The sequence below is a fragment of the Ensifer sp. 2TAB8 genome (assembly GCF_052115125.1).
Classification (GTDB): Bacteria; Pseudomonadota; Alphaproteobacteria; order Rhizobiales; family Rhizobiaceae; genus Ensifer.
On the sequence record NZ_JBFRGB010000100.1, the window covers coordinates 1 to 352 of the forward strand.

At 54.3% G+C, this 352-nt stretch carries 1 protein-coding gene; it reads right to left on the minus strand.

The genetic code is table 11. The annotated features are described in order from the left end of the window. Positions 1-37 precede the first annotated feature (37 nt). Positions 38-352 (minus strand): YciC family protein (locus AB4Z53_RS35525; protein WP_441600131.1); only part of this gene is annotated, 315 nt, incomplete at its 5' end.

Here is a 352-nt window from a genome sequence, read left to right on the forward strand (position 1 = left end):
GAGTTGGCTGCAAATGTGCCCGAAGGCACATCGTCAATCAACGTAACAGCATATAGAGCCGATAAAGATAGATAATCAACATCGCCGAAACCACATTGCCTGCCGCGGTGAAAATCACCGACGAGACATTCAGCGGTAAAACCGTCAGCGAAGAGAAGAACAGCATCACCACCACTTTGGCCAGCAGCCAGAGCAGAATAGCGGGGGCAATCAGCTTCACATTCTTCCACGCCATCCGCATGCTGGCCCGCATGGCGGCAAAGACACCCATCTTCTCACTGGCCACCATCACCGGAGCCAGCGACAGCAGAATCGTCAGCAGAATGCCTGGCACCACCAGCACCATAAAGCC